Source organism: Streptomyces sp. CA2R106 (assembly GCF_037034245.1).
GTDB lineage: Bacteria > Actinomycetota > Actinomycetes > Streptomycetales > Streptomycetaceae > Actinacidiphila.
Genome location: NZ_JBAGKC010000001.1, coordinates 571,891 through 595,672, shown reverse-complemented (window position 1 = coordinate 595,672; position 23,782 = coordinate 571,891). Strand labels below are relative to the sequence as shown.

Sequence of the window (23,782 nt, the reverse complement as noted above, 5' to 3'; positions counted from 1 at the left end):
ACACATGGTCACTTTCGCGCAGGCACAGGAGCGCGCCGAGCGCTGGGTCAACGCGGACGTCCCCGCGTACGCGGCCCGCGAGGTCCACGTCCGCGAGTTCGACCTCGGCTTCGTGGTCTGGTCCGAGGCCCGGGAGGACGGCCCGTCCTCCGACGACGGAGCGGTCCGCGTGGTGATCGCCCGGGACAGCGGCGAGGCCACCTTGTGGCCGGCCCTGCCCATCGGCGAAGTCATCCGCCGCTACGAGGAGGAGTACGGCCAGGTGGCCAACGACGCGGTGCCCGAGCCGCCCCAGCGAGTCGACCTCGAGGCGACCTCGTTCCTGCTCAGCCCACCGCAGTGGCTCCAGGACGCCGCCGACCGGATGGGCATCCCCGACCGCCGGACGTCCGGGTCCAGCTCCGGGTCCGAATCCGGGTCCGGGTCCGGGTCCGGGTCCGGGTCCGCCAGCGGTGCCTCGGCCGACCCGGCACCGGCGCCCGCCGACGCCGCCCCCGCGGCGGGTGAACCCGAGCCCGCGTCCGCGCCCGCGCCTGCTCCGTCGTCGGGTGGCCGCGTCGACTACCGCCGCCCCGACGACAGCGGTGCTCCGAACACCGGTTCCGCGGCCGACGCTCCGGCTCCGGCCCCGGTGCCCGCGCAGAGCTCGGGCGGCGGCAGTTGGGCCGGCAAGACGGTCAGCGACTCCGGTGAGGGCCAGTCCGTCCCGGTCCCCGAGACCGTCTTCGCGCCGCCGATCAGCGACGCCGACCTGCCCGACCGCCAGCCGGCCGGTGCCGAGGCCAGGACGGAGCTGCTGCCCGGCGGGAGCGGGCTGCCGCGCACCATGCTCGCCCCCCAGCAGCAGGAGCCGCCCGCGCCACCCCGGCCGGGAGTGCCGCACACCATCGGTGGTTCCGAGTTCCCGCCGCCCGGCGGCCCGTCGGTGCCGCTGCCGCCGCCGAGCGGGTTGGCGGGCCCGGCCGGCCCCGCCCCACTGAGTCCCGGCGCCGCCGACATCGCCGACCTGGAGACGTCGCGGGCCATGCCGCCCGGCCGCGGCCCCGCGCCGAGCCAGGGCACCCCGCCCCCACCCCCCGCGCCGGCTCACAGCACCCCGCCCCCGCCGCCGTACTCCGGTCCCCCCGCGCCGAGCCAGGGCACCCCGCCGCCCCCGCCGTACTCCGGTCCCCCGGCGCCAGGTCAGGGCACCCCGCCGCCCCCCGCGGGTGGCAACCCGCACTACGCGGCCACGATGCTCGCCGGCCCCGGGACGCCCCCGCCCGGCACGGGCACCCCGCCCCCGCCGCCCGGCGCCGGCACTCCCCCGCCCGCCCCCGGCGCCGGCACTCCCCCGCCCGCGAGCAGCGACCCGCACTACGCGGCCACCATGCTCGCCGGCCCCACCCTGCCCCCGCCCGGCGCCGGCGCGCCGCCCCCGCCGCCCCCCGGCGCGGGCGCACCGCCGCCCGCGCCCGGCCCGGCCACCCCACCGCCCCCGGCGGGCAACGACCCGCACTACGCGGCCACGATGCTCGCCGGCCCCGGCATGCCGCCGCCCGGCATGGGCACCCCGCCCCCGCCGCCGCCCGGCATGAGCGGCCCGGCGATGGGCCCGCCCGCACCGCCCGGATACGGCTATCCGCAGCAGGGCGCGGTGCCCACGGTCGGCCCCGGCTACATGGCGGTGCTGCGCTACCGCGGCCAGGACGGCAGCGAGCAGCAGCTCATCCGGCGCTCGGCACCGGGCACCCCGCACCCGGAGTGGCAGATCCTGCACGAGCTGCGGTCGTTGGGCATCCGTCCCGAGCAGGTGCTCGAACTCCACACCGAGTTGGAGTCCTGCGACCTGCCGGGCGGCTACTGCACCCGGATGATCCGGGAGACCTGGCCGCAGGTGCGGATCAGCCACACCGCGCCGTACGGGCGGGACCACGCCAGCCGCCGCCAGGGTGTGCAGCACCTCCTCACCCACCAGGGCGAGCTGCATCAGGTGGCCGGCGCGCCCGCCCGCCCGCAGCCGCAGCGGGTGCCGATGCCCGACCCGCACAGTGTGCTGCGGGTGCCGCCGGTGGGTCTGGACGTGATCGGCCAGGAGGTGGCGGGCGCGTTCGGCCCGCAGGGCGTGTTCCGGTTCGACCAGCGCGCGGTCTCCCGGCAGGGCGTGCCGGACATCGTGGCCCAGACGCTGGTGTGGGCCGGGCTGCCGACCGACTTCTCGCCGTTCTTCTGGGCGCAGGCCCAGCCCGGCCAGCCGGTGCCGACGCTCGCCGAGCTGGCCGCGCAGCGCGGGGTGCAGCCGGCCGCCGACGCCGGCTCGTACCTGGTGATGGGCAACGACTTCGGCCGCCAGCTGTGTGTGCAGTACGGCACCGCGCACATCGTCGCGGTGCCGTTGGAGGCGGGCCCGGGCGGGCAGCCGGCGCCGCCGCAGTTCGTCAACTCCAGCCTGCCGGAGTTCGCCCGCTGCATGGCGCTGCTCGGGCGGATGTGGCGGCTGCGGATCGGCCTGACGCCGGAGCAGGCCGGGCACTGGACGGTGGACTTCCAGGCGCAGTTGGCCGCGCAGGACCCGGCGGCTATCGCCTCGCCGGACAACTGGTGGTCGGTGTTGATCGAGCAGATGTGGGACGGGCTGCTGTAGGGGCCGTTCGCGCAGGGCGGGGAGCGGGTCGCTGAGGTGGCCCGTTCGCGGCCGTTTCGTGCGGGCCGGGTGGAAGGTGCGCCTTCCACCCGGCCCGTCCGTGTTTCCGGGGTAGAAGACAGTCCGGGCGGCGGAGACCGTCGGAGTGTCGAGGACCGTACAATTCGGTCATAAGCGATAAATGGGAACACGGGAACGGCCCGACGTCGCGAGGGGCAGTGGCCATGAGCAGTGATACGTCCGCATCGACGCAGAGTCCGGCGCGACCGCGCGAGCGGGAGGGGTTCGCGGCCGCGCGCGGCCGGGGCTACCGGCCGGACCAGGTGGACCGGTTCCTGGACGAGTTGTCGGAGGACCGCGACGCCGCGTGGGAGCGGGCGGCCCGGCTGACCGTCCTCGCCAACGAGATGGAGGCCGAGTGCGAGGCCCTGCGCCGCCAGGTCGCCGCGCTCGGGCCGACCGACTTCACCCGGCTCGGCGCCGGCGCGCAGGAACTGCTCCAGATGGTCGAGGAGGAGGCCGCCGCGGTACGCGAACGCGCCGAAGTCGAGGCGCAGTACGCGAAGGACGCCGCCGACACCGCCCGCCGCACCCTCCAGGACGAGGCCCGCGCGGCCGCGTCCGCCCGGCTGGCCGCCGCCGAGGACCAGGCCCAGCAGGTCCTGGACGAGGCGTGCGGGCGCGCCGCGGAGATCCTGGGCGCCGCCCGCGCCGAGGCCGACGCCGTACGGGGCGAGGCCGGTGCGGCGCTCGACGCGATGCGGCAGCAGGTGGACCGGGACCGGGCGGCCGCCGAAGCGGAGCAGCGCGAGCGGACGGCGGGCATGGAGCAGGACCTCGCCGAGCAGCAGGCCGTGATCGACAGCCGGCTGTCCGGCCTGCTCGCCGACGCCGAACGGCGGCTGGCGCAGGCGCAGCAGGAGCGGGCCGACGCGGAGGCGGCGCTGCGGACGCAGCAGGCCGAGGCGGAGGCCCGGGCCGAGACGCTGATCGCGGAGGCCCGCAGCCATGAGGAGCGGGTGCGCCGGGACGCGGAGCGGGTGCTGCGGGAGCACGAACTGCACCGCGACGAGGTCCGCGCGCACCTCGCGCACATCCGCGCGACCCTCTCGGACCTCACCGGCCGCCCCTGACGCGCACCACGGCCCGCCGTTCCCGACCCGCACCGCGGTCCACCTGTTCGCGCCCCCGCCCGGGTGCCGCGGGGAAACGCCATACGAACCGCTGCATGAGCCGCCGCACCAACCGCCGTGCCGCGTCAGCCCGCCGTCGGGACCATCGCGGAGACGCGGAAGCCGCCGTCGGGCGTGGGGCCCGCGGCGAAGCCGCCCCCGTGGGCGGTGACCCGCTCCCGCATGCCGGTCAGCCCGTGCCCGCCGCCGGGGATCGCCGCGGCGGCCTGCTCGGCCGGGCCGTTGACGATGAGGACGGCCACCTCGGCCTCGCGGTAGGCGAGCCGCACCTGCGCCGTCGCCCCGGCCGCGTGCTTGCGCACATTGGTGAGCGCCTCCTGCACCACCCGGTACACCGTCGCCTCGATCCGCCGCCCGCACGGCCGCTGCTCGCCCTCGACCGCCAGCTCGACGCCCATCCCGGCCGCCCTCGACTCCTGGACGAGCTGCGCGAGTTCCGCCAGGCTCGGCCCGGTGTCGGCCTCGTGGTCGGCGCCGCCATCCACACCGGCCATCGCACCGGCCACCGCACCGGCCACGGGCGGCGCGGCGGGGGGCGCCGCGGACGGCCCCGGCTCCGAGCGCAGCACCCCGAGCATCTGCCGCAGCTCGGTCAGCGCCTGCCGCCCCATCTCCCCCACCAGCTCCGCGCTCTCCGACGCCTTCCGGCCGTCCTTGAGCGCCACCGACTTCCATGCGGTCGCGTGCACCACCATCAGGCTCACCCGGTGCGCGACCACGTCGTGCATCTCCCGGGCGATCCGGGCCCGCTCGGCGGCGCGGGCCCGCTCGGCCCGCTCTGCGGCCTTCTCGGCCAGCAGCTCCAGCTCGCGTTCCAGGCCGTCGGCCCGGTCCCGCAGGCTCTCCACCAGCCGGCGGCGGGCCCGTACGTACAGGCCGAAGAGCACCGGCGGCGCGATGAGGCCGGCCGCGACCAGGATCGAGATGGCCAGCACCAGCGGCAGCCCGAGCCGGCTGCTGGAGTGCCGGACGCTGGACTCGATGCTCACGAACGCGACGAGCATGGTGCCCAGGCCGCACATGCCGGCCAGCAGGGCCGTCAGCCGGCGCGGCACCTCGGACGCGGCCAGGGTGTAGAAGCCGACCAGCGACAGGATCAGGCCGGTCTGCGCGGGGGTGACCGCGATCGCCACCAGTACCACCGCGATCGGCCAGCGGCGGCGCAGCACCAGCGTGGCGCCCACCAGCAGCCCGACCAGCGCGCCCAGTCCGGTGGGGATGCCGACCTTCGCGGTGAACTCGGCGCCCTCGAAGGCAGACTCCAGGGCCGAGGCCGCCGCCAGCGACACGTCCAGCACGACACTGCGCCGCCTGGTCCACCACCACAGGCCGGACCAGGCCCGTGCCTGTCCCGGCTCGGCCTCCTCGCCCGGTACGCGCGCCCCCGTCGTACTCATGGCGTCCAGCGTAGGCGGTGAGCGGGCGGTGGAGCCCGGGCGCCCCGAGTGTCCGCCTGATGGGCCGGCCGTCTCGCCGAGTGCCCCGAGACCTATCCTGGAGCGGTCGGACAGCGCGGTCCGCGAGTCCCCGTACCCCGAGTTCGTACCCACTCGTATCCCAAGCCGTCGCCCATTCCACTGCACAAGGAGCCGCACCTGTGAGCAGCGCCGACACCCCACCGGCCAGCAGCACCGCCCTGCGCGCCGACATCCGACGCCTGGGCGAGCTGCTGGGCGGCACGCTCGTCCGGCAGGAGGGCCAGGAACTTCTCGACCTGGTCGAGAAGGTACGCGCACTGACCCGCAGCGACGGCGAGGCCGCCGCCGCCCTGCTGGGCGAGACCGATCTGGAGACCGCGGCCAAGCTGGTCCGCGCCTTCTCCACCTACTTCCACCTGGCCAACGTCACCGAGCAGGTGCACCGCGGCCGCGACCTGCGCGCCCGCCGGGCCAACGAGGGCAGCCTGCTCGCCCAGACCGCCGACCTGCTCAAGGACGGCGACCCGGAGCACGTGCGCGAGAGCGTGCGCAACCTCAACGTGCGGCCGGTCTTCACCGCGCACCCCACCGAGGCCGCCCGCCGCTCGGTGCTCAACAAGCTGCGCCGGATCGCGGAGCTGCTGGACGAGGCCCCGGTCTCCTCCGGCGACCGGCGGCGCGCGGACCTGCGGCTGGCCGAGAACATCGACCTGCTGTGGCAGACCGACGAGCTGCGGGTGGTCCGCCCGGAGCCGGCCGACGAGGCCCGCAACGCGATCTACTACCTCGACGAGCTGCACGCCGTCGCGGTCGGCGACGTGCTGGAGGACCTGGCCGCGGAGCTGGAGCGGGTCGGTGTGCCGCTGCCGCCGCAGACCCGCCCGCTGACCTTCGGCACCTGGATCGGCGGCGACCGGGACGGCAACCCGAACGTCACGCCCGAGGTGACGTGGGACGTGCTGATCCTCCAGCACGAGCACGGCATCACCGACGCGCTGGAGCTGGTCGACTTCCTGCGCGGCGCGCTGTCGAACTCCATCCGCAACTCCGGCGCCAGCCAGGAGCTGCTGGACTCGCTCTCCAACGACCTGGTGGCCCTGCCGGAGATCAGCCCGCGCTACAAGCGGCTGAACGCCGAGGAGCCCTACCGGCTCAAGGCCACCTGCATCCGGCAGAAGCTCGTCAACACCCGCGAGCGGCTGGCCGGCGGCACCGCCCACGTGCCCGGGCGGGACTACCTGGGCAGCACCGAGCTGCTGACCGACCTGCAACTGATCCAGGACTCGCTGCGCGCCCACCGCGGCGGCCTGATCGCCGACGGCCGCACCGACCGGACGATCCGCACGCTGGCCGCGTTCGGCCTCCAGCTGGCCACCATGGACGTGCGCGAGCACGCCGAGGCGCACCACCACGCGCTCGGCCAGCTCTTCGACCGGCTGGGCGAGGAGTCCTGGCGGTACGCCGACATGCCGCGCGACTACCGCCGCAAGCTGCTCGCCAAGGAGCTGCGCTCGCGCCGCCCGCTGGCGCCGAGCCCGGCACCGCTGGACGCGGCGGGCGCGAAGACGCTGGGCGTCTTCCACACCATCCGCGAGGCGTTCGAGCGGTTCGGCCCGGAGGTCGTGGAGTCGTACATCATCTCCATGTGCCTGGGCTCGGACGACGTGTTCGCCGCCGCGGTGCTGGCCCGCGAGGCCGGGCTGATCGACCTGCACGCCGGGGTCGCCAAGATCGGCATCGTGCCGCTGCTGGAGACCACCGACGAGCTGAAGATCGCCGACAAGCTGCTCGACGAGATGCTCTCCGACCCCTCCTACCGGCGGCTGGTGTCGCTGCGCGGCGACGTGCAGGAGGTCATGCTCGGCTACTCCGACTCCTCGAAGTTCGGCGGCATCACCACCTCGCAGTGGGAGATCCACCGCGCGCAGCGCCGGCTGCGCGACGTCGCGCACCGGCACGGGGTGCGGCTGCGGCTCTTCCACGGCCGCGGCGGCACCGTCGGCCGCGGCGGCGGCCCCTCGCACACCGCGATCCTCGCCCAGCCGTGGGGCACCCTGGAGGGCGAGATCAAGGTGACCGAGCAGGGCGAGGTGATCTCGGACAAGTACCTGATCCCCTCGCTCGCCCGGGAGAACCTCGAACTGACGGTCGCGGCCACCCTCCAGGCGTCGGCGCTGCACACCGCGCCGCGGCAGTCCGACGAGGCGCTGGCGCGGTGGGACGCGGCGATGGACATCGTCTCCGACGCCGCGCACACCGCCTACCGCGAGCTGGTCGAGGACCCGGACCTGCCGCCGTACTTCTTCGCCTCCACCCCGGTCGACCAGCTCGGCGAGCTGCACCTGGGCTCGCGCCCGTCCCGCCGGCCGGACTCCGGCGCGGGGCTGGACGGGCTGCGGGCCATCCCGTGGGTCTTCGGCTGGACCCAGTCCCGGCAGATCGTGCCGGGCTGGTTCGGTGTCGGCTCCGGCCTGAAGGCGGCGCGCGAGGCGGGCCTGGACGCGGTGCTGGAGGAGGCCCACGGCCAGTGGCACTTCTTCCGCAACTTCCTGTCCAACGTCGAGATGACGCTGGCCAAGACGGACCTGCGGATCGCCCGCCACTACGTCGACACCCTGGTGCCCGACGAGCTGAAGCACGTGTTCGCCACGATCGAGGCGGAGCACGAGCTGACGGTGCGCGAGGTGCTGCGGCTCACCGGCGAGTCCGAACTGCTCGCCGGGAGCCCGGAGCTGGCGCAGACGTTCCACATCCGCGACCAGTACCTGGACCCGATCTCCTACCTCCAGGTGACCCTGCTGGCCCGCCAGCGCGCGGCGGCCGCCCGCGGTGAGGAGCCGGACCCGCTACTGGCCCGCGCCCTGCTGCTGACGGTCAACGGGGTGGCCGCGGGGCTGCGCAACACCGGCTGACCGCCCGGCGCGCGGCCTCGCCCCGCACCGGCCCGGACGGCGGGCGGGGCGGGGCGGGGCCGCGACCAGCGGCACTCCGCCTTTCCCGGGTGACGCGCGTAGCTAAAAATGCCGACCGGTAACTTCGGTCAAGGCGGCTCCATAACCCGGATGAGCCCCTACGCTTTTCAACAACGCCGGTGGGGGCCGGCGGGTATCAGGGGGCGAGACGCACGGGGTCCGGCGCCCGGGCAGGGACGGCGGTCCGTGCCCGGGCGCCGGGCTCCACGCGAGGCGGTTGCCCACCGCCACTTGGGGGAGCGCCGTGAATCGGGAGTGGTGTCCGTGGGTCGTATCCGGGTCCTCGTCGTCGACGACCATCGTATTTTCGCCGAGTCGCTCGCAGCCGCGCTCGCGGCCGAGCCCGACGTCGATGTGTCCGCCGCCGGCAGCGGTGCCGCGGCACAGCGCTGCCTGGACCGGGCGGCCGCCGACGGGCGGCGCTACGACGTCCTGCTGGTCGACGCGGACCTCGGCGCGGGTCAGCCCCCGCCGGTGACGCTGGCGGCGGTGCCGCCGGCCGTGCCGTCGCAGCCGCGGCCGCTGGAGCCGCGTGATCCGGTGCTCGACGGCCTCGCGCTGGTGGAGCGGATCAGGGCCGCCTACCCGGGGACCCGTACCGTGGTGCTCGCCGAGCGGGACGACCCGGTGCGCGCCGCGCGGGCCCTTCAGTCCGGCGCGTCCGGCTGGGTGGCGAAGGACTGCTCGCTGTCGCGGCTGCTCGCGGTGGTCCGCGGGGTGCTGCGCGACGAGACGCACCTGCCGCCGGCGCTGCTGACCGGGGTGCTGCGGGAGCTGACCGCGGCGCGCCGGCACCGTACCGAGAGCGAGCAGCTGGTGGAGTCGCTGACGCCGCGCGAGCAGGAGGTGCTGCGCTGCATGGTGGCGGGGCTGGGGCGCAAGGCGGTCGCCGAGCGGCTGTTCCTGTCTCCGCACACGGTCCGCACCCATATGCAGAACGTGCTGGGCAAGCTCGGGGTGCACTCCACGCTCGCCGCGGTCGCGCTGGCCCGGCGGGCCGGGGTGGGGCCGGTGGAGCTGCTGCCGTCAGCCGGGGACGTTGTCGAACGGCGCGGTTAGCTGCCGCAGCAGCCCGGCGAGTTCCACGCGCTGCCGGTCGGTGAGGTCGCCCAGGATCGCGCGCTCCTGGGTGAGCAGTCCGGCCAGCGAGCGGTCGGCGCGGTCCTGGCCCTGCGGGGTGAGCCGGACCAGCACGCCGCGCCGGTCGTTGGGGTCGGGCCGCCGCTCGACCAGCTGCTTCTTGGCGAGCCGGTCGATCCGGTTGGTCATGGTGCCGGAGGTGACGAGGGTCTGGGTCAGCAGCTGCCCCGGCGAGAGCTGATACGGCTCGCCGGCCCGGCGCAGGGCGGTCAGCACGTCGAACTCCCACGGCTCCAGCCCGTGTTCGGCGAAGGCGATCCGCCGGGCGCGGTCCAGGTGCCGGGCGAGCCGGCTGACCCGGCTGAGCACCTCGAGCGGCTCCACGTCGAGGTCGGGGCGCTCTCGGCGCCATGCAGCGACCAGCCGGTCGACCTCGTCCTCCATGCGCTCAGTGTAGTAGGTCTGTCGACATGAAGTCTCTTGACATCAAGATATCTCTGGGAGCAGTCTGAAGGTGAAGGGCAGAACCTTGCTCTCCGTTTTCGCCGGCTCCGCACCATCCAGGGAGTACGAACGATGCCAGCAGCTCCGACGTGGGACCCGTACCAGTATCTCCGGCACTCCACCCATCGCACCCGCCCCTTCCTCGATCTTCTCGCCCGGATCACCGACGTGCCCGGCGGCGACGCGCCCCGGATCGCCGACATCGGCTGCGGGCCGGGCAACGTGACGGCACTGCTCGCCGACCGCTGGCCCGGCGCGCACATCACCGGCTTCGACAGCTCGCCCGACATGCTCGAAGCCGCCCGCGAACACGCCGGCCCGACCCCCGGCGGCGGCGCACTCGACTTCCGGCGGGCAGACGCGGCGGTGTGGACACCCGAGGAGCCGTTCGACCTGATCGTGTCCAACGCGGCGCTCCAGTGGGTGCCCGGGCACGCCGACCGCTTCCCCTCCTGGCTGGCGCACCTCACCCCCGGCGGCGTGCTCGCCTTCCAGGTGCCCGGCAACTTCACCGCGCCCAGCCACGCCCTGCTCGCCGAGCTGTGCGACACCCCGCGCTGGCGTGCCCGCCTCGAAGGACACGGCCGCCGCTACGTGCACATCCTCTCCCCCGCGGAGTACCTGGAGCGCCTGACCGAGATCGGCTGCACCGACGTGGACGCCTGGGAGTCCACCTACGTCCAGCTGCTCCAGGGCGAGGACCCGGTGCTGGACTGGACGAAGGGCACCGCGCTGCGCCCGGTGCTCACCGCGCTGGAGGACGACCCGGCCGCCGCCCGCGAGTTCGTCGCCCAGTACCGCGACCTGCTGCGCAAGGCGTACCCGGCCGGCCCGCACGGCACGGTCTTCCCGTTCCGCCGGATCTTCGCCATCGCCCGCGCCGGCGCCCCGGAGGCCGCCCGGTGATCGTCGGCCTCGACCACGTCCAACTGGCCGCGCCGCCCGGCAGCGAACCGCGGCTGCGCGCCTTCTACACCGGCGTCCTCGGCATGACCGAACTGGCCAAGCCCCCCGTGCTCGCCGGGCGCGGCGGCTGCTGGTTCTCGGCGGGCGGCGCGGTGCTGCACCTGGGCATCGAGGAGGAGTTCCGGCCGGCCCGCAAGGCGCACCCCGGCCTGCGCGTCGACCGCATCCACGACCTCGCCGCCACCCTCAAGGAGCACGGCGTGCCGGTCGTATGGGACTACGACCTGCCCGGACACCTGCGGTTCCACACCGAGGACCCGGTCGGCAACCGGCTGGAGTTCCTGGAGCCGACCACCGTCTGAACCCTGACCGCTCCCCCTCCGGTCCGGCCGGGCCGCCGTGTGCGACGGCGGCCGGGCCGGGGCCGGTACGGGGGTCAGTTGTTGTAGCGGCTCTGCGCGCGCTCCAGCCCCTCGGTCACGAGCTCCTCGACCGCGTCGGCGGCCCGGTCCACGAACCAGTCCAGCTCCTTGCGCTCGGCCGAGGAGAAGTCCTTGAGGACGAAGGCCGCCACGTCCATCCGCCCGGGCGGACGGCCGATCCCGGCCCGCACCCGCAGGTAGTTCGCGCCGAGCGACTTCGTGATGGACTTCAGGCCGTTGTGCCCGTTGTCACCGCCGCCGAGCTTGAGCCGCAGCGTGGGGTAGTCGATGTCCAGCTCGTCGTGGACCGCGATGATGCGGTCGGTCGGCACCTTGTAGAACTCCTTGAGCGCGGTGACCGGCCCGCCGGACAGGTTCATGTACGACATGGGCTTGGCCAGCACCACCCGCGCGCTCGCCGGACCGGGCGGCCCGATCCTGCCCTCGACCACCTGCGCCTGCGCCTTGTGGGCCCGCTTGAACTTCCCGCCCATCCGCTCGGCGAGCAGGTCCGCCACCATGAAGCCGATGTTGTGCCGGTTGCCGGCGTACTCCGGCCCCGGGTTGCCCAGGCCCACCACCATCCAGGGCCCTGTGCTGTCGCTCATCCACATCTCCGAAAGCAGTCGCCGTACACCGTAGAACCGTAAGGGGCGCACACCCTGGCCGGCGGTCCTTACACACCGCATGGACGCCGCATGGACACCGCACGCAAACGGCCGCCGCCGCACCCGGAGGTACGACGGCGGCCGACGCGATCTGGTTCAGCTCTCGTCCGCGGCGGGCGCCTCGGCGGCACCCTCGCCCTCGGCCTCGGTCTCGCCCTCGGCGGGCGCCTCGGCCTGCGCGGAGACGACCTGGATCACCACGGCGTCCTCCTCGGTGACCAGCGAGGTGCCCTTCGGCAGCGCCACGTCCTTCGCCAGGATGGACGCGCCCGCCTCCAGACCCTCGACGGAGACGGTGAACGCCTCGGGGATGTGGGTCGCCTCGGCCTCGACCGACAGCGTGTTGAGCACGTGCTCCAGCAGGTTGCCGCCCGGGGCCGGCTCGCCCTCGGCGGTGACCGGCACCTCGACGGTGACCTTCTCGCCGCGCTTGACGGCCAGCAGGTCGACGTGCTCGATGAAGCCCTTCAGCGGGTCGCGCTGTACGGCCTTGGGGATGACCAGCTCGGAGGAGCCGTCGATGTCCAGCGCGATCAGGACGTTCGGGGTGCGCAGCGCGAGCAGCAGCTCGTGGCCGGGGACCGTGACGTGCCGCGGGTCGGCGCCGTGGCCGTAGACGACCGCGGGGACCTGGTTGGCGCGGCGCACCCGGCGGGCGGCGCCCTTGCCGAACTCGGTACGCACCTGGGCGGGGATCTTCACTTCAGCCATGGGAATCGGCTCCTCGTAAGGGCGGGCAGTACGGTCGCCCGGCCGCGACGGGCCGATCCTGCACGAGGAGCGCGTCGATAACGGAGGTGCGGCGGACATGCGTCCGGGCCCTTCCCTCGCCGAGCAACCTCGACAGCGTAACGGTGGGAAGGGCCCGGAGCGAAATCCGCGGGCGCCCGGCAGGCGGGACGACGCTGTGCAGCGGCGACGGACTAGTGCGCGTCCTCGAAGAGCTTGGTGACCGAGCCGTCCTCGAAGACCTCGCGCACCGCGTTGGCGATGGTCGGCGCCATCGACAGCACGGTGATCTTGTCGAGGTCGGTCTCCGCCGGCGTCGGCAGCGTGTCGGTGAAGATGAACTCGCTGACCTTGGAGTTCTTCAGCCGGTCCGCGGCCGGACCGGACAGCACCCCGTGCGTGGCGGTGACGATGACGTCCTCCGCGCCGTTGGCGAACAGCGCGTCCGCGGCGGCGCAGATGGTGCCGCCGGTGTCGATCATGTCGTCGACCAGCACACACACCCGGCCCTTGACGTCGCCGACCACCTCGTGGACCTTCACCTGGTTGGCGACGTCCGGGTCGCGGCGCTTGTGCACGATCGCCAGCGGCGCGCCCAGCCGGTCGCACCAGCGGTCGGCGACCCGCACCCGACCGGCGTCCGGGGAGACCACGGTGAGCTTGGCGCGGTCCACCTTCGCGCCGACGTAGTCCGCCAGCACCGGCAGCGCCATCATGTGGTCCACCGGGCCGTCGAAGAAGCCCTGGATCTGGTCGGTGTGCAGGTCCACGGTGAGGATGCGCTCGGCGCCCGCGGTCTTGAACAGGTCGGCCATCAGCCGGGCCGAGATCGGCTCGCGGCCGCGGTGCTTCTTGTCCTGCCGGGCGTAACCGTAGAAGGGCACGATCACGGTGATGCTCCGGGCGGAGGCGCGCTTGAGCGCGTCCACCATGATGAGCTGCTCCATGATCCACTGGTTGATCGGGCTGGTGTGGCTCTGCATCAGGAAGCAGTCGGCGCCGCGGGCCGACTCCTCGAACCGCACGTAGATCTCGCCGTTGGCGAAGTCGAAAGCCCGGGTGGGCACGAGCTCGACCCCCAGCTCGTGTGCCACCGCCTCCGCCAGATCGGGGTGGGCGCGGCCGGAGAAGAGCATCAGCTTCTTCTCACCGGTCGTCTTGATCCCGGTCACTGCACCGTCTCCTTGGTGTTCGACTGGTGTTCGGCACAGCGCCGCCCAGTGTCGGACGGGCTGGCGGAATTGTGTGCACCACACACGGTACGCCCCATCCGGCGCACCTGTGCACCTCACGTCCGGCCGATGAGACGACCCTCACTCAGTCCTGTGCGCCGGGCTCCTCGCCCTGCTGCTGTGCGCGTTCGGCCGCCTGCGCAGCGGCACTGCCAGGGCGCTTGCGGGCCACCCAGCCCTCGATGTTGCGCTGCTGGCCGCGGGCGACGGCCAGCGAACCGGAGGGCACGTCCTTGGTGATCACCGAGCCGGCCGCGGTGTAGACGCCGTCGCCGATCACCCGGGGGGCGACGAACATGTTGTCCGCGCCGGTCTTGCAGTAACTGCCGATGACGGTGTGGTGCTTGTGCTCGCCGTCGTAGTTCACGAAGACGGTGGCGGCGCCGATGTTGGTGTGGTCGCCGATGGTCGCGTCGCCCACGTAGCTCAGGTGCGGCACCTTGGTGCCCTCGCCGATGGAGGCGTTCTTCATCTCGACGTACGTGCCCGCCTTGGCCTTCGCGCCCAGCTTCGCGCCCGGCCGCAGGTAGGCGTACGGGCCGACGGACGCCCCGGCGCCGATCTCGGCGTGGTCGGCGACCGCGTGGGTGACCCTCGCACCCGGCCCCACCGACGTGTCGGTGAGCGTGCACTCCGGGCCGACCTCGGCGCCCGCCGCGATGCTGGTGGCGCCCAGCAGTTGCGTGTTGGGGTGCACCAGCGCGTCGGGCTCCAGGGTGACGGTGACGTCGATCCAGGTGCTGGCGGGGTCCACGACGGTGGCCCCGGCGCGCATGGCCGCCTCCAGCAGGCGGTCGTTGAGCGCCCGGCGGGCCCGCGCGAGCTGCACCCGGTCGTTGACCCCGGCGATCTCGTGGTGGTCCGCGGCGACGTAGGCGCCGACCCGGTGGCCGGCGTCGCGCAGGATCGCCAGGGTGTCGGTGAGGTATTCCTCACCCTGCGCGTTGTCGGTGGTGAGCTTGCCCAGCGCCTCCGCGAGCAGCCGCCCGTCGTAGGCGTACACACCGGAGTTGATCTCCTTGACCGTGCGCAGCGCCTCGGTGGCGTCCTTCTGCTCGACGATCGCGGTGACCTGGCCGTCCGAGCCGCGCACGATCCGCCCGTAGCCGGTCGGGTCGGGCACCTGGGCGGTCAGCACGGTGACGGCGTTGCCCTCGGCGCGGTGCGCGGCGGTGAAGTCGGCCAGCGTCTCGGCGGTCAGCAGCGGCACGTCGCCGTAGGTCACCACCACGGTGCCGTCCACGGCGCCGCCGCCCCGGGTGAGTTCGGCCAGGCCCACGCGCACCGCGTGGCCGGTGCCGAGCTGCTCCTCCTGCACGGCGGTCAGCGCCTGCGGGTCCTGCTCGGCGAGGTGCGCGGTGACCTGCTCGCGCCCGTGGCCGACGACGACCACCAGGTGCTCGGGGTCCAGCGCGCGGGCCGCGGCGACGGCGTGCCCGATCAGCGAACGGCCGCAGATCGAGTGCAGGATCTTGGGGGTGGCCGACTTCATGCGGGTGCCCTCACCCGCGGCGAGGATGACGACGGCAGCCGGGCGGTTGGGGCTCACGCGGAGACTCCTCGGCTTGTGGGCTTCGGGTGGCGGACAACCGCAGCTTACCGAGGGGTGGGGGACTTCTCCCGATCCGCTCCGCCGCCAGGACTCGAACCCGGACTTAAGGCACCAAAAGCCCCAGTGCTGCCAATTACACCACGGCGGATCAACTCGACGCGGCAGCCCCGCAGTCGGGGCCCACCGGGCCGTACCGCACCCATCATGCCGTACGACACGGGGTGGACGCGACGCCGTTGTGGGGTAAAGATCCATTCTCAGGACCCCGCGAGGGAAGGTAACCCTTACCCGACCGGTCCTGTCGCCCGCCGGGCGCCGCTGCAATACTTACGGCGGCGTAGGTTGTGCGGCACGCGGCCCCCGCGCCGTGCAAGCGACTTTCCGACAACCTCTCCCACCAGCCCCTTTCAGTCCCCCTCCTCTGCACAAGGGACGCATATGACCACACAGACGGACGTGATCACCGAGGCCCGGGAACCCGGGCCCGCAGGACAGGGATCGCCGCTGCCCAGTGCCACCCGCGGCGGCGAGAGCAAGCGGTCCATCGAGCAGATCACCCTGCTGCTCTTCATCTGCATCCCCTTCGTGGCGCTCGCCGCGGCGGTCCCCCTGGCGTGGGGACGGGGGATGAGCTGGCTGGACGTCGGGCTGATGGTCGTCATGTACTTCCTCGGCTGCCACGGCATCACCATCGGCTTCCACCGGCACTTCACCCACGGCTCGTTCAAGGCCAAGCGCCCGCTGAAGGTGGCGCTGGCCATCGCCGGCTCGATGGCCGTCGAGGGCCCGATCGTGCGCTGGGTCGCCGACCACCGTCGGCACCACAGGTTCAGCGACGCCGAGGGCGACCCGCACAGCCCGTGGCGGTACGGCGAGACCGTCCCCGCGCTGCTCAAGGGCCTGTGGTGGGCGCACATGGGCTGGCTCTTCGACGAGGAGCAGACCCCGCAGCAGAAGTACGCGCCCGACCTGATCAAGGACCCGGCGATCCGCCGGATCTCCCGCGACTTCTGGCTGTGGACGGCGATCTCGCTGCTGCTGCCGCCGCTGGTCGGCGGGCTGGCCACCATGTCGTGGTACGGCGCGTTCACCGCGTTCTTCTGGGGGTCACTCGTCCGGGTGGCTCTGCTGCACCACGTCACCTGGTCGATCAACTCCATCTGCCACGCGGTCGGCAAGCGCCCGTTCAAGTCCCGCGACCGCTCGGGCAACGTGTGGTGGCTGGCCGTGCTGTCCTGCGGCGAGTCGTGGCACAACCTGCACCACGCCGACCCCACCTCCGCCCGGCACGGCGTGCTGCGCGGCCAGGTCGACTCCAGCGCCCGGCTGATCCGGTGGTTCGAACTCGCCGGCTGGGCCTCCGACGTCCGATGGCCGGACGCTGCCAGGATCGCCGCCCGCCGCCAGGAGCCGGACCGCCAGGACGTCGACGCAGCGGCATGATGACCAGGTGAGCGACGGCGAGGACGGAAGAACGGCCCGGCACCCGGGTGCGGCGGCGGGGGCACGGCGCGCCCGGCGGGTGCGGATGACCGCGAAGGAGCGGCGCGAGCAGCTCCTCAGCGTGGGTCGGACGCTCTTCGCCGAACGGGGGTACGAGGGCACCTCGGTGGAGGAGATCGCGCACCAGGCGGGGGTCTCCAAGCCGGTCGTCTACGAGCACTTCGGCGGCAAGGAGGGGCTGTACGCGGTCGTGGTCGACCGCGAGATGCGCCGCCTGCTCGACATGGTGACCGGCGCCCTCACCGGCGGGCACCCCCGCGAACTCCTGGAACAGGCCGCGTTCGCCCTGCTCGACTACATCGAGCAGCACACCGACGGGTTCCGGGTGCTGGTCCGGGACTCCCCCGTCGCGCAGTCCACCGGCACCTTCGCTTCCCTGATCAGCGACATCGCCACGCAGGTGGAGGACATCCTCGGCCAGGAGTTCGACCAGCGCGGCTTCGACCCCACCCTCGCCCCGCTGTACGCGCAGGCCCTGGTCGGCATGGTCGCGCTGACCGGCCAGTGGTGGCTGGACGCGCGCCGCCCGCCGAAGGCCGAGGTGGCCGCGCACCTGGTGAACCTCAGCTGGAACGGCCTGTCCGGCCTGGAGCAGCGGCCGCGGCTGATCGGCCACCGCAGGAGCTGACCGCCCGCGGGTCCGGGCGGCGCGCACGGGCGGGCGGCGCCGTCAGCCGACCGGTGCCGCCCGCCCGTGTGCGCGGTCCACGTGTCAGGGCGTGTCCCGCGTGCTCTGTGTTCCCCGGGTTCCCCGCGTTCCGCGCGCTCCCGGGTTCCGCGCGTTCCCCCCGCTACCAGAGGCGGCGGGCCCCCGCCGACGGGGAGATGGCGAAGTGCCGCGACTGCGGGAGCGCCGCCGCCACCGCGTCGGTGACCCGCTCCAGGTCGCCCGCTTCGAGCAGCACGATCGCCGAGCCGCCGAAGCCGCCGCCGGTCATCCGGGCGCCGAGCGCGCCCGCGGCCAGCGCGGTGTCCACCACGAGGTCGAGTTCCGGGCAGGAGACCTGGAAGTCGTCGCGCAGCGAGACATGGCCGGCGGTGAGCACCGGGCCGATCTCGCGCACCCGGCCGGCGTCGCACAGCGCGAGCACCTCCTCGACCCGCTGGTTCTCGGTGACCACGTGCCGGGTCAGCCGGCGCAGCCGGTCGTCGGGCAGCGCCGCGAGCGCGTCGGCCAGGCCCTCGAAGGGCACGTCGCGCAGCGCGGGCAGGCCGAGCGCCGCGGCGGCGGCCTCGCACCCGGCGCGGCGCTCGCCGTAGGCGCCGTCGGCGTGCGCGTGCTTGACGCGCGTGTCCACCGCCACCATGGCCAGGCCCGCGGCGGCCAGGTCCAGCGGCACCTGCCGCTGGCCGAGGCCGCGCACGTCCAGGTGGAGCGCGTGGCCGTCGGTGCAGCAGGCCGAGGCGGTCTGGTCCATCACGCCGACGGGCGCACCCACGTAGGTGTTCTCCGAGGACTGGCACAGCAGCGCCAGGTCCTGCCGGGACATGCCCCGCACCCCGTGCAGTTCGGTGAGCGCCAGGGCGGTGACGACCTGGAGCGCCGCGGAGGAGGACAGGCCGCCGCCGACCGGGACGTTGCTGTCGTAGAGCAGGTCGGCGCCGCCGACGTCGTGGCCGGCCTGGCGCAGCGACCACAGCACGGCGGCCGGGTAGCGGACCCAGCCGGGGGTGGTGCCGGGGGCGAGGTCGGCGACGGCGAGTTCGACGACGCCGTCCTCCATGTCCGCCGAGCGCAGCCGCAGCAGGCCGTCGTCGCGGCGGGCGACCGCGGCGCGGGTGATGTGCGGCAGCGCGAACGGCATGGCGAGGCCGTCGTTGTAGTCGGTGTGCTCGCCGATCAGGTTGACCCGGCCGGGCGCCGCCCACCCGCCTTCGGGGGCGCGCCCGAAGGTGTCCTTGAACGCGGCCTCGAACGCGGCGGCGTCCGGCAGTGCGGAGTCGGTCATCGTATGTCGCCCTCCCCGAGCGATTGAGCGAAGTTCCATGCGTCGCGGACGATGCCGGCCAGGTCGGCGCGGCTCGGCTGCCAGCCCAGGCGCTCGCGGGCGCGGTCGGCCGAGGCGACCAGCACCGCCGGGTCGCCGGGGCGGCGCGGCTGCGAGACGGCCGGGATCGGGTGGCCGGTGACCTGGCGGACGGTCTCGATGACCTCGCGGACGGAGAACCCGTTGCCGTTGCCGAGGTTGCAGATCAGGTGCTCGCCGGCCGGTGCCTTGTCCAGCGCCAGCAGGTGGGCCTCGGCGAGGTCGGCGACGTGGATGTAGTCGCGCAGGCAGGTGCCGTCGGGCGTCGGGTAGTCCTCGCCGTAGATGGCGACGGACTCGCGGCGGCCCTGGGCGACCTGGAGCACCAGCGGGATGAGGTGCGACTCGGGGTCGTGGCGCTCGCCCTGCCGGCCGTAGGCGCCGGCCACGTTGAAGTACCGCAGCGAGACCGCGGACAGCCCGTGGGCGGCGCACTCGCCGGTGATCATGTGGTCGACGGCGAGCTTGGTGGCGCCGTAGGGGTTGGTCGGGGCGGTCGGCGCGTCCTCGGTGATCGGCACCGTCTGCGGCTCGCCGTAGGTGGCGGCGGTGGAGGAGAAGACGAGCTTGCGGACCCCGGCGGTGCGCATGGCGGCGAGCAGTTCGAGGGTGCCGGCCACGTTGTTGCGCCAGTACTTCTCCGGGTTGGCGACGGACTCGCCGACCTGGGAGGAGGCGGCGAAGTGCAGCACCGCGTCATAGGAGCCGTCGAGCACCTTGCCCGCGTCCTGGATGCGGCCCTCGACGAACTCCGCGCCCTCCGGCACGCCCTCGCGTACGCCGGTGGACAGGTCGTCCAGCACCGTCACCTGGTGGCCGGCGTCGAGCAGGTAGGCGCCCACGACCCCGCCGACGTAGCCGGCGCCTCCGGTGACCAGCAGCTTCTTGGGGCGCGGGGTCCCGGTGGATTCGGTCACTTGGTGGCCACCTCTCGCAGTCGCTGGGCCGCGGCCTCCGGCGGCACGTCGTTGACGAACGCGCTCATGCCGGACTCGGAGCCCGCCAGGAACTTCAGCTTGCCCGAAGTCCGCCGGATGGTGAAAAGCTCCAGGTGGAGCGCGAACTCCCGGCGGTCGGGCGCGCTGAACGGCGCCTGGTGCCAGCCGGCGATGTACGGGGTGGGCGGCTGGTCGGGGCCGAAGATCCGGTCGAAGCGGCGCAGCAGCTCCAGGTACACGTGCGGGAACTCCGCGCGCGCGTCCTCCTCGAGGCCGAGCAGGTCCGGCACCCGGCGGTTGGGGTAGAGGTGCACCTCGTACGGCCAGTGCGCCGCGTAGGGGACGAAGGCCGTCCAGTGCTCGCCGGCCAGCACGATCCGGCTGCCGTCGGCCCGCTCGTCGGCGAGCACGTCGTCGAAGAGGTTGCGGCCGGTCTCGGCGCGGTGCTCGGCCAGCGAGCGCAGCATGAGCGCGGTGCGCGGGGTGACGGACGGGTAGCCGTAGATCTGCCCGTGCGGGTGGGCGAGGGTGACGCCTATCTCCTCGCCGCGGTTCTCGAACGGGAAGACCTGCTCGACGCCGGGGTGCTGGGACAGGTCGCTGGTGCGGTCGGTCCACGCGTCCAGCACCAGGCGGGCGGCCTCGGGGGTGAGCTTGGAGAACGACGAGTCGTGGTCGGAGGTGAAGCACACCACCTCGCAGCGGCCCTTGTCGCCGGCGAGCGACGGGAAGCGGTTCTCGAAGACCGCGACCTCGTAGTCGCTGTCGGGGATCTCGGTCTGCCGTCCCTCGCGCGAGGGGCACAGCGGGCACTGGTCGGCCGGCGGGTGGTACGTGCGGCCCTGCCGGTGCGAGGCGATGGCCACGGTGTCGCCGAGCAGCCGGTCGAACCGGGTCTCGGAGGTGGTGGCCACCGGGTCGAGCGGGCGGTGGTCGACGGCGTCGCGGACCACGGCGTCGGTCGAGTCGTAATAGATCAGCTCACGGCCGTCCGCGAGCCTGGTCGACGTCTTCTTCACCTACGGCACCTCTTGCCACGATCACTCAACGCTTCCAACAGAACCGAACACAATGAATCACAACACAACAGCACAGTCAATGCCAGGGGCCGATGAACTCACACAGGTTCGTCTTCATGGGCGCGTGGGCTCGGGGCGGGGCACCGCGGGGCACAACCAAACAAAGCCGAACAGATCACGACGCAAAACGGCGAAACGACCGACGGGCAGGGGGCGTTCGGCGCCGGGCCGTACGGGTTTCCGGGCGTGACGGGCCGCGCGGGCGTGCTGAGTGCGGGCCTTTCGGGTCCGGGAGCCGCGGGCGCCGGGGCTCAGGCGCCGGGCGCGCTCAACGCGCGGGGTCGTCCGCCGCGCGCTCCAGCAGCCCGGTCCGCGCCGCCAGCGCCGCCGCCTCCAGCCGGGAGCCCACGCCCAGCTTCATCAGCACCCGCTGCACATGCGTGCGGGCGGTGCTCGGCGCGATCCGCATGCCCGCCGCGATCACCCGGGTGTCCTCGCCCTCGGCGACGCGCACCAGCACCTCGACCTCGCGCGGGGTGAGCATCTCCAGCAGCCGGGCGCCCTCGTCGTCGGGCTGCCGGGCCGGGTTGAGCAGTTCGGCGAACGCGCCCTGGAGCAGCTGCTGCGCCACCGCCACCTCGCCGGTCCTGGCCTTGGCCATGGCCCGCTCGACGCCCTCGATCCGCTCGTCGTGCCGGACGTAGCCGGACGCGCCGGCGGCGAAGGCCGCGGCGATGCCGCGCGGGTCGGGCACCGGGCCCAGCACCACCACGGCCACCGTCGGCCGCTCCCGCTTGATCCGCGCGACCGTGTCGAAGGCGCCCGGCTCCGCGGGCGCCGCGGTGCCGAACAGGCAGACCTCGGGCGTCCTGCTGAGCACCAGGTCGGCAGCGCCCGCGGCCGGCGCCGCGGCGGCCAGCACGCGGTGCCCGCGCAGCCTCAGCGCCGAGGCCAGCGCCTCGGCCAGCAGCCGGTGGTCGTCGACCACGACGAGCCGTACACCCATCTCGGGTCTCCCCCATCCCCCCGCGGCCCCCACGGCCGCCGGTACCGGTCCCCAGTCCATACCGCGACCGGGCCGGTCCCAACCGCACCCCGTGGTGCGGAAGCACGGGCCGCCGCGGGAACACCCGGTCGGCCGGCGCGCCCGGACGAGCCGGGCGCGCCTCGGTCAGCTGTACGTCACCAGGTACTTCTGGCCGGACTCGCCGGCGTAGACGGTCTTCGACGCGAGGTAGAGGACGCCGTCGTGCCACACCAGGTAGCGGGAGTCGCCGACGGACTCCAGCCGCTGGTAGGCGTCGCTGCCGAGCGTGGCGTAGGTGCTGATCGCGCCGCTCGACGGGTCGAGGGTGACCAGCCGGCCCGCCTTGTCGTACTGCGGCTCCTCGTAGCCGAGGACCTTGCCGTCCTGGAAGCCGATGCCGGTGATGTCGTAGTTGCCGGTCGGCTTGGCGACCCACTTCTGCTTGCCGTCCGACAGGTTGAACGCCGCGATGCCGCTGAGCACGTTGCCGGAGCCGGAGGTGGCGCCGTCGAGCGTCAGGTAGACGGTGTCCTTGTCGACGAGCACGTTGTGCACCGACTGCACCTCGATGCCGTCGTCGTCGACGTGGTACTTCTTCGTGCCGAGCGAGACCCGCGACTGGAGCTTGCCGTCGACGAGCGAGGCCACGTCGGTGTAGGTGGTGTCCTCGGTGCCGAGCAGCACCACCACCGGGTCGGTGGAGACGACCGCGCTCACCCGCAGCCCGTCGGGCGCGTTCCAGGTCCACTTCGGGGCACCGGACTTGGCCGGGTCGACGACCTGCACCTTGTACGCGGCGTCGTAGTCGCAGTCCAGGACCGCGACGAACTGCGCGCCGCCGGCGTACCCGGAGTCGCGGCAGTTGTCGCCGCTGTCGCCGTCGCCGGCCTGCCACAGCTTCGTCTGGTCGCTGAGCTTGTAGCCGACGGAGCCCTCGCCCCAGGTGATGCCGACCGCGTCGCCGCTGACGGCCATCTCGGCGTAGGTGAACGTCGAGGTGGTGCCGGGCAGCGTCGCCGTCCACAGCGACTTGCCGGTGGCCAGGTCGATCGCCATGATCTTGTCGCACTTGGCGCCGTACTGGATGGCGGTCATGTCCTGGTAGGAGTCACGCGCCGCGGTGCAGTCCGAGCCGCCCGCCGCGGGGATCGTCCACGCCTGGGCGCCGGTGGCGGCGTCGTAGCCGACCACCTTGCCGATCTGGTTCTTCACCACGTACTTGTCGGTGAACCAGATGCCCAGCGAGTCCTTGAGGTTGTCCTTCTCCGCGACGGTGTCGGCGTCCTTGTCCCACTTGAAGTCCAGTTCGGACTTGTGCGCCGCGGTGGTCGGACCGCCGCTGGGGCCGCTGGAACTGGCCTGCGGGTCCGGGTTGTCCTTGCCGCCGCCCCTGGTCGCGAGGTACACGCCGCCGCCGATCACCAGCACCGCGGCCACCACGGCCGCCACGATGACGAACAGCTTGTTCTTCGACCCGCCGGTGCCGGGCCCGCCCGGCTGCATGCCGTACGGGGGCTGCCCGCCGTAGGGCTGCTGGCCGTACTGCGGCGGCGGGGCCTGCTGCGGGTAGCCGTACGGGCCCGGCGGGGGCTGCTGGCCGTAACCGGGCTGGCCGGGCGGGGGCTGCTGGCCGTAACCGGGCTGGCCGTAGCCCTGGCCGGCGGCGGGCTGCTGCGGCGGCGGGCCGGGGTAGCCGTAGCCCGGGGCGGGCGCCGCCGGGGGCGGGGGTTGAGGCGCCTGCTGCTGGGGGAACGCGGGCTGGGTCGGCGCCGCGTACGGGTTCTGGCCCGGGGGCGGCGGCGACGCGTAGGGGTTGTCCGGCTGCGAAGGGGGCGGCGGCACTGCCCCGCCGGAACTCCCGTACGGGGGCGGGTTGCCGGGGGGCGGGGGCGGCTGCGACATCAGCAGGTCCTTCTTCGGGCCGGGCGAAAGGGCGTGCGGGCTGCGGGCGTGCGGGGCGCGAAGCGCG

Annotated in this window: 19 protein-coding genes and 1 tRNA gene; 8 read left to right on the top strand and 12 right to left on the bottom strand. The window is 73.7% G+C overall.

Going from position 1 to position 23,782, the window contains the following annotated elements:
- Positions 1-4: 4 nt before the first annotated feature.
- Positions 5-2,623 carry an SUKH-4 family immunity protein gene (locus WA788_RS02615; protein WP_335971041.1) on the top strand — a complete coding sequence of 873 codons (2,619 nt, stop codon included), beginning with the start codon at positions 5-7 and terminating at the stop codon, positions 2,621-2,623.
- Between the two features lie 224 nt (positions 2,624-2,847).
- Complete coding sequence (locus tag WA788_RS02610) at positions 2,848-3,756, top strand: DivIVA domain-containing protein (RefSeq protein ID WP_335971039.1); 909 nt, start codon at positions 2,848-2,850, stop codon at positions 3,754-3,756.
- 125 nt (positions 3,757-3,881) lie between these two features.
- On the opposite strand, the gene WA788_RS02605 is transcribed toward WA788_RS02610, so the two are convergent.
- Positions 3,882-5,213 (bottom strand): sensor histidine kinase, encoded by a 1,332-nt coding sequence (locus WA788_RS02605; protein ID WP_335971038.1) that lies wholly within the window; start codon positions 5,211-5,213, stop codon positions 3,882-3,884.
- A 200-nt stretch (positions 5,214-5,413) separates the two neighbouring features.
- Here WA788_RS02605 and ppc point away from each other — a divergent pair, with 200 nt between their 5' ends.
- On the top strand, positions 5,414-8,146 hold the full coding sequence (gene ppc / locus WA788_RS02600; protein ID WP_335971037.1) for a phosphoenolpyruvate carboxylase: 2,733 nt from the start codon (positions 5,414-5,416) through the stop codon (positions 8,144-8,146).
- Positions 8,147-8,470: 324 nt separating this feature from the next.
- Entirely contained in the window at positions 8,471-9,265 is a 795-nt protein-coding gene (locus WA788_RS02595) for a response regulator transcription factor (RefSeq protein ID WP_335971035.1), read from the top strand.
- Here WA788_RS02595 and WA788_RS02590 read toward each other — a convergent pair.
- Positions 9,233-9,730, bottom strand: a complete 498-nt coding sequence (locus tag WA788_RS02590) for a MarR family winged helix-turn-helix transcriptional regulator (RefSeq protein ID WP_335971034.1) — start codon at positions 9,728-9,730, stop codon at positions 9,233-9,235. The two genes, WA788_RS02595 and WA788_RS02590, sit on opposite strands and share 33 nt — an antisense overlap.
- 132 nt (positions 9,731-9,862) lie before the next feature.
- Here WA788_RS02590 and WA788_RS02585 point away from each other — a divergent pair, with 132 nt between their 5' ends.
- Entirely contained in the window at positions 9,863-10,696 is an 834-nt protein-coding gene (locus tag WA788_RS02585) for a trans-aconitate 2-methyltransferase (RefSeq protein WP_335971032.1), read from the top strand.
- Complete coding sequence (locus WA788_RS02580) at positions 10,693-11,058, top strand: VOC family protein (RefSeq protein WP_335971030.1); 366 nt, start codon at positions 10,693-10,695, stop codon at positions 11,056-11,058. The genes WA788_RS02585 and WA788_RS02580 overlap by 4 nt, the downstream gene beginning before the upstream one ends.
- A gap of 74 nt (positions 11,059-11,132) precedes the next feature.
- Here the strand turns inward: WA788_RS02580 and pth are convergent, their stop codons facing one another.
- The 5 genes from pth to WA788_RS02555 form a co-directional block, all read right to left on the bottom strand.
- Positions 11,133-11,726: an aminoacyl-tRNA hydrolase gene (gene pth / locus WA788_RS02575; RefSeq protein ID WP_335971027.1), complete on the bottom strand. Its 594-nt coding sequence runs from the start codon at positions 11,724-11,726 to the stop codon at positions 11,133-11,135.
- Positions 11,727-11,882: 156 nt separating this feature from the next.
- Positions 11,883-12,497, bottom strand: a complete 615-nt coding sequence (locus WA788_RS02570; protein ID WP_335971025.1) for a 50S ribosomal protein L25/general stress protein Ctc — start codon at positions 12,495-12,497, stop codon at positions 11,883-11,885.
- Between the two features lie 212 nt (positions 12,498-12,709).
- Positions 12,710-13,687, bottom strand: coding sequence for a ribose-phosphate diphosphokinase (locus WA788_RS02565; RefSeq protein WP_335971024.1), 978 nt, complete (start codon positions 13,685-13,687; stop codon positions 12,710-12,712).
- A gap of 145 nt (positions 13,688-13,832) precedes the next feature.
- Positions 13,833-15,296: a bifunctional UDP-N-acetylglucosamine diphosphorylase/glucosamine-1-phosphate N-acetyltransferase GlmU gene (gene glmU / locus WA788_RS02560; protein WP_335971022.1), complete on the bottom strand. Its 1,464-nt coding sequence runs from the start codon at positions 15,294-15,296 to the stop codon at positions 13,833-13,835.
- A 79-nt stretch (positions 15,297-15,375) separates the two neighbouring features.
- Positions 15,376-15,447: transfer RNA gene (locus tag WA788_RS02555), tRNA-Gln, on the bottom strand.
- A gap of 290 nt (positions 15,448-15,737) precedes the next feature.
- Here WA788_RS02555 and WA788_RS02550 point away from each other — a divergent pair.
- Complete coding sequence (locus WA788_RS02550) at positions 15,738-16,742, top strand: acyl-CoA desaturase (RefSeq protein ID WP_335971020.1); 1,005 nt, start codon at positions 15,738-15,740, stop codon at positions 16,740-16,742.
- A gap of 7 nt (positions 16,743-16,749) precedes the next feature.
- A complete protein-coding gene (locus WA788_RS02545; protein WP_335971019.1) occupies positions 16,750-17,430 on the top strand; it encodes a TetR/AcrR family transcriptional regulator in 681 nt (226 codons plus the stop codon).
- A 163-nt stretch (positions 17,431-17,593) separates the two neighbouring features.
- Here the strand turns inward: WA788_RS02545 and galK are convergent, their stop codons facing one another.
- The 5 genes from galK to WA788_RS02520 all read right to left on the bottom strand — a co-directional run bounded on the left by galK (position 17,594) and on the right by WA788_RS02520 (position 23,715).
- Entirely contained in the window at positions 17,594-18,751 is a 1,158-nt protein-coding gene (gene galK, locus WA788_RS02540; protein ID WP_335971018.1) for a galactokinase, read from the bottom strand.
- A complete protein-coding gene (gene galE / locus WA788_RS02535) occupies positions 18,748-19,746 on the bottom strand; it encodes a UDP-glucose 4-epimerase GalE (RefSeq protein ID WP_335971017.1) in 999 nt (332 codons plus the stop codon). Before galE ends, galK begins: the two co-directional genes overlap by 4 nt.
- Positions 19,743-20,786, bottom strand: coding sequence for a galactose-1-phosphate uridylyltransferase (gene galT / locus WA788_RS02530; RefSeq protein ID WP_335971016.1), 1,044 nt, complete (start codon positions 20,784-20,786; stop codon positions 19,743-19,745). The genes galE and galT overlap by 4 nt, the downstream gene beginning before the upstream one ends.
- 328 nt (positions 20,787-21,114) lie before the next feature.
- Complete coding sequence (locus WA788_RS02525) at positions 21,115-21,792, bottom strand: helix-turn-helix transcriptional regulator (protein WP_335971014.1); 678 nt, start codon at positions 21,790-21,792, stop codon at positions 21,115-21,117.
- Between the two features lie 165 nt (positions 21,793-21,957).
- Complete coding sequence (locus WA788_RS02520) at positions 21,958-23,715, bottom strand: outer membrane protein assembly factor BamB family protein (RefSeq protein WP_335971012.1); 1,758 nt, start codon at positions 23,713-23,715, stop codon at positions 21,958-21,960.
- Positions 23,716-23,782: the final 67 nt, after the last annotated feature.